Here is a 7781-nt window from a genome sequence, read left to right on the forward strand (position 1 = left end):
TTAGAATGTCAAATTAAACCCGAGTGTAACCCTTCTCAACCGAGGGTAGCCTCCATAATACCTTCCATCTACTCCTACTTCAGGATCATATCCTTCAAAATCACTAAATGTGAACAGGTTGGATGCATTCATAAACAATCGTGCTGTTATTTCACTTGGTAAATTCAATGTATAACCCAAGTTGAGGTTTTGGATGCGAATGAATGAACCATCCTCAATCCACCAATCAGAAAACCTGTTTTGACGGCCACTTCTCAAGCTGGGATATTCATTGGTAGGATTGTCCAAAGTCCATCTTAGAGGCGTGTTACTTGGTTGATCAAAGGCTTTGGTATTTAGTACATCATTTCCAAATACACCATTCAGAAATATGCTGATATCAAAGTTCTTGTAACTTGCACTTAAATTTAAACTGGCCAGAAAATCAGGGTTAGGATCTCCAATAATGGTTCGATCATTATCTGATATCTCTCCATCCCCATCTATATCTACATATTTAAACTCTCCAGGCCTGGCAAAATCACCTTCCAAACCAGCTTCTATCCCTTCTTCCAGAGTCTGAACTATGCCATCCGTCTTGTAACCATAGAATACATTAACAGGTTGGCCAATGGCCAGTATGTTTGGAAAAGCTCTGAATTGCTCTATATTGTTGCCATAAAATTCGAACAATACTCCTGTATTTGGATCTTCAATTAGTCCTGATTGTGTAGCATCTCCCAGACTAGTCACCTCATTTCTGTTTCGAGAGTAAATCAAGGTAGCGTTGACATTTAAATCCTGAGATCTTACCAAATCCCCTCCAAGTGTCAATTCAAATCCTTTATTTGCAATTGATCCATCATTGATTAACATTCTATTATAACCAGAGGAATTCGGTAAATTTCTTTGCCTAAGAAGGTCGTCTGTATTTTTACTATAATAATCAAAAGTTACATTCATTCGATTATTCAAAAATGCCATATCAAGCCCCACATTTACCTGAGAAGTTGTCTCCCATCTCAAATCAGGAGTTGGTATTCCACCCCAAACTACTTCTATTCCGTCCTGACCAGTTCGACCTACCTCAATTCCAGGGCCTATGCTTGTCACCCATGCACCATCATTGTAATATTTGCTAATTCCAAACTTGCTCAAAGTCTCATAAGGATTGATTCCCTGATTTCCTGAAATACCATAACTGGCTCTCACTTTCAATTGATCAAAAACATCTGCTCCCTTTATGAATTCTTCTTCGTGTAGTTTCCAACTGGCTGCAACAGAGGGAAAAAATGCCCATTTGTTGTTTTCTCCAAACTTGGAAGAACCATCTGTTCTGGAAGTAAATGTCAGCAGGTACTTGTTATCATAGCTATAGTTAATTCGGAAAATTCCAGATACCAGCTTTGATGTTTGCAATCCATTCCCAACAATATTTAACTCAGGGTCACCTGTAGCCAGGTTTTCGTTTTTAAGAATCTCATTTACAAAACCAACCGCTCCAAGATCAGACCATCTTGAATTGTCATTCTGGTAAGAATAACCAGCAGTAACGCCCACTTCGTGTTTATCATTAAACAACTTGTTGTATGTAGCAAAAGTCTCTGACACCAATGTCTCTGCCTGCCAGTTTCTTATGTAAGCCTGCCCACTATTTTCCTCTCCTTTTTGAGAGTATAGTTTAGGCAGGTATTCATCCTGCACAGAACTAGCTATCCGATAGTTCAAGCGTGAGTTTATGGTTAAGGAAGGGATGATTTTCCATTCCACATCCAATAAAGACAATACGTTCAGTTCTTTCTTATCATTCAGCCTGTTGTCTGTAACTCCCAGTGGATGATCATAGTCAGCAGTATGAGTCCTGTAGTAGTTGCCTTCTTCGTCGTAAACCGGGATAAGAGGAGACCTCCAAAATGCCAAACCTGTATTATTATTTCTTACTCCCCTGGTTAATATGTTGGAAAATGTAACCTTGAGGTTGTCATAAACCTTGTGGCTGACATTCAAATTATAATTCAGTTTTTTATAATCGTCCTGAATGTTCATGCCTTTGTCCGTAAAATAGTTGGCACTCAGGTTAAAACCTGTTCTTTCATTCGAACTTGAAATTCCCACAGTAGTACTATTGGAAATTGGTAAATCCCTAAATACTATGTCGTCCCACCTTACATTATGAGGCCAGGTTCCGTCTGATATTTCTTGTATGGAAGGATAATAACGACCTGAAAAATTAGCACCAACATATTTTGGCGTAAAACCACCATTTATGTCTGACTCATTGCTTAGTTGAGCCATTAGAACCGGATTTCGCCAAAGATTCATTTCTGAAGTGAACTGAGAAAAGGTGGATTGCTGTCTAACACTTACATTGGTTTTACCCGTCTTTGCCTTTTTTGTAGTAACGATAATAACTCCATTGGCACCCCTTGAACCATATATAGCCGATGCTGAAGCATCTTTTAGCACATCTATAGATTCGATATCAGCAGGGTTAATTTGATTCAAATTGCTTGCTCCTCCTAAAGGAAACCCATCAACAACAATAAGTGGAGATTGGGATCCACGCAAGGAACTTGAACCCCGTATCCGCACTATGGCTGAAGAATTAGGATCTTGGGAGTTATTGATAATTTGCAAACCTGCCACTCTTCCCTGTAGCAGGCCTTCAATAGAATTGGCTGGAATATCCTTTAATTCTTCAAGCTCTACCTGTGCAACTGAACCCGTCAGGTCACTCCTTTTCACCTGACCATAGCCTACCACTACGATCTCTTCCAATTGAGCTGCGTCAAGCTCCAATTGCAAATCGACTATATTTCTTGTGCCTGGAATAATTTCCTGACTCACATATCCCACGTAAGAAACTACCAATACTCCGTCTTCAGGAATGTTCATTTTATAATTGCCGTCCAAATCTGTAGTGGTACCATTGGTAGTTCCCTTTACTACCACACTTGCGCCCGGCAACCCTTCTCCATTTTCATCGGTAATTTTTCCGGAAATGCTAACGTCTTCTTCAACAAACTCTACCACAAGTGGAGCTTCATTTCTGAATAGTTTACCCAGGTTTTTTGCGTGAATCACTTTATTCACCTGCTTGAATTTAAGGTCAGCTTGCTTAGAAACCTGCAATAACAAGTCGCTAACCTTCATATCACCAGAAGACACTGTAATGGACTTCTTAAGCTTGTTTCCAAGTTCGATATTGTCATAAGACACAGTGAAATCGGTCAACTCTTCAACAACTTTAAACAATTCTTTGACAGATATGTTTTCCTGCCAAATAGTAATGTTTACCTCTTTGGCACTTACTGCTTTTTGCGCACTTGAATTCTCCGCCAGGAGTAAATTCATAAGCAGAACCTGTACAAAGATTCCATATGCAAAGTATTTAGTAAGCATAATAATGATTTGTAGTACTTTTAATTTCATACTTTTGTATAATTAATAGTTAAACATGTTTTAACTTTTTGGGTGGTTTGTCATTTTCCCGATGCTCTAACACCCAAAAGAATTTTCGGCCGGCAACCTTGTTGTCGGCTGTTTCTTTTTGTTACGTACTATTCTGATAGATCATATTTTTGATTTTAGAATATTAAGGTCACATTTTTGTTATCTATCTTGAAAGTAAACTCCTGTATATAAGAAATCCCTTTCAATACATTTTCCAAAGATTCATTTTCAAACTTTGAACTGTATTTCCATTGTTTTACTTTGGCTTTGTTTTCTATGATAATCTCCACTCCGTACCATCTTTCCAGAAGTTTTATCACTTCATCAATGTTGGACTCATCAAAATATAGGATGCTGTTTTTCCAGGCCAGTTCCATTTCCTCATCATAATTGTATTTGACTAAATTGCGAGTTTCTGTGCTGTATGAAACCCCAAAACCCGGGCTTAAATAAACTCTGTCTCCACCATCAGAAACCCCTTTTTTACTCACTTCTACCTTTCCGGTAAGTAATATGACTTTATACTCCTTTTCGTTGGGATAAGACTTTACATTGAAAGAAGTACCAATGGCTTTGGTCGATATTGATCCGGATTGTACAATAAATGGTTTCGATGCATCTTTAGCCACATCAAAAAAAGCTTCTCCTTCCAATTGAACTATCCTTCTGTTTTTTTCAGTATCATCAATATACCTCAACTTGCTGGCAGAATTTAGATTGACTCTGGTGCCATCAGGTAATTCGAAGGTGGACTTTCGCCCGTTGGGATTGCTTTTTTCCAATGTAGCCATTTCGACCACCTCTTCTTGAGGCTGTTGCGTCAATTTGTAAGAAGTATAACCCAAACCTATTGCAATAATAGCCACTGCGGCGTATCTCATGATTTTAGTAAAATCCACCTTTATGGTTTTACTTCTATCCACCGGATTACCCAAATCAAGCTTACTGTATGCCTTTTGACTATCAAAACTGTCATACAACTTCACTTTCTGGTCAATAGAATTTGAATTGATTATTTCCTGATAAAATTTCTTATTCTCTTTTTCGGACATCCAACTATCAAATTCTTCCTGCTCGTTTTTAGTGAGTTCTCCCGACAGGGATTTGTAAATCAATTTTGAAATATAGTATTCCATTGTGATGGTTTTAAAAAAAGTTATTATTCAATATAGCAGGCCTTCTTTTGTTGGCTCACCTCTATAACTGCAAAAGCATGAAATCGGGTGGAAAAGTTTTTTTCTTTTTTTTTATAATCCAAAATCGATGTTTCAGGCAGGGCATACGCATTTAAAAATTCTGACTATCCCCAGATTCCTGACTGCCGTCAGGCAAGTTGTTCTGGGGTCCCTTAGAGTTGACTATGTCCATAAAAGAACCGCAACTGGATTGGGCTTGCTTTTAAATGCGTTTTCCTAATTCTATAGCCTTAGTATATAAAGGCGAGCACATGAAGGGAATACTTGCCCATTGTGCACAAAATTATAATGTACTCAAAAAAAGTGTATAAAAGGACTGGCCTTTAAAATGATCTTTGAGTAATTGTATGGCTCTTGCTCTTTGTGATTTGACTGTATTCAGGCTGATCTGCATCTCATCGGCAATATCCTGGTATTTGACACCATCTAGGCAAGACAATTCAAATACACGCCTGCACTTAGCAGGAAGTGAATCAAGCGCACTGTACAACATGCTGTGTGTTTCTTCTTCAATCATGCGAAACTCCATGTTCTTGGTAGAATCCGGGGTGTTTATGTCGATGGGAATTGCTTCTCCGCTTTTCTTCAGGTAATCCAGAGAGGCATTTTTGACAGTGGTATAAAGGTAGGACTTAAGACCATTGATGTCCTTAAACTGTTCCCGTTTGTTCCAGACAATAAGAAAAGAATCCCCCACAATTTCCTCGGTTGCTGCATTGTCTCTTGTGTACGAAAGTGAAAACGAACACAATCTGGCATATAGCTTGTGAAAAATACTCTCAAAAGCCGCAACATGCCCGGCTCTAAAGTCCGAAACAATGTCCTTTGCACTATCATCATGATGTTTTCTTAACATTAGTCGCCAAAAGTAAGTGAAATAATGAAATACCTTCACCATACGCCGCATAATGAATTCTGCGTTTTGGTGAAGATAGCGTTTCGGCTGCTATTTAGCGAAATCTACCACTGAATCCTTCTAGTCTTAGTGTCTCACTAAGACTCAGTCATTGTTTGTAAAAAAAGGTCTCAACGAGACATAAAGACCAGTGGGGGAAAAAACAGGGTTTTGTTCATAAGTTCTTTTGTTACAAATAACCTAACTTTAGAATGGAAAATCATCATTTGCTGCATCTTCTTCCTTGTGTTCAAAAAAATTCTTGCTAACAACTTCCTCTGTTTTGGAAAGGAGTTCATCTGGAAAATCCAATATATTCGAAGCGATTTCATCCTTTAATTGGAACTCTTTAGTATTTCCTGAACCTGTAACGGCGGATATTTCCAATAATCCTCTTAATTCGAATCTCCTGAGAGTTGCTGTGTAATTCTTTGATAGGCTATTGGCAATGTCATTAATCTTCTCCCATTCCCTAATGTAAGAAATTTCATGTTCTTCTTGCCAACCCGTCATTAATTTGGTTTTACTGGTATCTACCATATAATGAATTAGAAGAAGTTCATCTTCCTTCATCCTGTTAAGTGCCAAGTCTATGAACTTTGAATATAAATCTCCCTTTTCAACTTTTACAGCATTATTGTTTCTCTTCTCAGTCTTGACCTGAACTTCAATAGGTTCAGATATGGCTTCTAATTCATTTAATTCTTCAACCTGTCTAGGGACTTCTTTTATTTTGGATTGTGGGTCGATTTTTCCAATTTCAGAAATGAATTTTTTCACATTCTGAGAAATTGACATTGGATTTTTTGAAATATCAAAATTCTTAGATAGCAATTGAATAAAAGAGAATATTCTTTCTTCATCGTTAACATAAAATCCTATTTCTCTTGGGTCAAGAACTCCGCTTTGAAACTTTTTGCTAGCCAAATTGAAATTGGGCGTAAAGATTGCAGCGTGTGCACTTTCTATTACCCAAGCTGCACCCATTTCATTCAAGCAAGCTATGCTGTCATAGTATTGCGCAGAAAGCAAATAGATAACGAATGGTTTTTCTTCAATTTGAGATTTTAGCCAATTAAATATATTCTCTCCGACGGGAATGCCATAAACTACATTACTTGTAAATATTATTTCATCTTCCTTGATTCCAAGATCCCTGAGAAGCTGAACAATTAAATCCCCATAGTTTTTGTTTCTAGAAGAGTGAGATATAAAGATTTTCATTTATTTCTGGCTGGTGGTTCATAACGTCATTTGAGCATGTGCATATATATCCTCTAAGTTTCTCAAATCTAATGAATTATTATTTTCATTCCTTCATTACCTCAAGTGAAATTGTCATGCGTTTAGCCTTTTTGGCTCAACCTACGTCATTGTAGAGGAATACCAAATTCTTGCTTTTACTCCCGACTCATTTCAATATACTTTTCAGCATATCTTTCTCCCAGGAGTCGTTGTGACCTGGAATCAAAGTGGGCATTATCCCCCTTGTGGGTGAGTCCTTCTGCGGAAACTGTCTGGACATTGGTTAACCGTTGTGGTAGTGATCGGAGTACCTCATTGATCTGTACAGCGGATTCTCTCCATTTGCCGATCTCTCCTACTATTACCTTAAGATCGGGTTCGTCTAAGTCTTTTCTAAAATAATAAACCAGGCTATCAAATTTATCCGCATAGTCCTCCCATTGCCCCTGATCAGATTCTCCCTGATGCCAAATGATCGCTTTGAGTGAACCAGTCTTCTGAGCCTGCAAGGCTCTTATCAGTGATTCGTTGTAAAAGTTACTGCCCTTTTTCCATTCATTTATTGAGCTCCCTCCTTTGGCATTCACTACCAAACCGATTTTTTTATTCGGATACTCCTTTGCGAGCATCTGAGAAAAAGACCATGATGGACTCAACCTTTGCATGGACATGTTTTTCCGAATGGTGGAATATTGGTTCATAGGGTTCTTTGCATTTTCCCATTCACCTTCGTTGTTGAAAACATACACATTTTGGAGGCTGGTCGTGTCTATAGGCTCAACATCAGCTCTTCCAGCCATATTAGACTGTCCGATGCAGAGGAAAATCTGGATTTCATCTTTTTCTGTACAAGAAAACATGATGAACAAGGCACAATAACTAAGCATTCGTGCGGCCGATAGGCCAAGCATGAATGTAGTGTTGAACGAACCGTAGTTGGTATTTGGCAGATAGTCTTATGGGTTTTTCGGTCTGTGGATTTGGTTGACCTGTAGATTTAAGTAGGTCTTTGA

General features: G+C 38.2%; 5 protein-coding genes. All 5 read right to left on the minus strand.

Annotation, left to right across the window (positions count from 1 at the left end; translation table 11 throughout):
- Entirely contained in the window at positions 1–3411 is a 3411-nt protein-coding gene (locus AAOP42_RS02645; protein ID WP_349526908.1) for a SusC/RagA family TonB-linked outer membrane protein, read from the minus strand.
- A gap of 155 nt (positions 3412–3566) precedes the next feature.
- Positions 3567–4568: a FecR family protein gene (locus AAOP42_RS02650; protein ID WP_349526909.1), complete on the minus strand. Its 1002-nt coding sequence runs from the start codon at positions 4566–4568 to the stop codon at positions 3567–3569.
- 343 nt (positions 4569–4911) lie between these two features.
- Positions 4912–5484 carry an RNA polymerase sigma factor gene (locus AAOP42_RS02655; RefSeq protein WP_349526910.1) on the minus strand — a complete coding sequence of 191 codons (573 nt, stop codon included), beginning with the start codon at positions 5482–5484 and terminating at the stop codon, positions 4912–4914.
- Between the two features lie 246 nt (positions 5485–5730).
- Positions 5731–6747, minus strand: coding sequence for a toll/interleukin-1 receptor domain-containing protein (locus AAOP42_RS02660; protein WP_349526911.1), 1017 nt, complete (start codon positions 6745–6747; stop codon positions 5731–5733).
- 176 nt (positions 6748–6923) lie between these two features.
- Positions 6924–7679 (minus strand): sialate O-acetylesterase, encoded by a 756-nt coding sequence (locus AAOP42_RS02665; protein WP_349526912.1) that lies wholly within the window; start codon positions 7677–7679, stop codon positions 6924–6926.
- Positions 7680–7781 lie beyond the last annotated feature (102 nt).

This window comes from Reichenbachiella sp. MALMAid0571, from assembly GCF_040151475.1.
GTDB lineage: Bacteria > Bacteroidota > Bacteroidia > Cytophagales > Cyclobacteriaceae > CAXBNB01.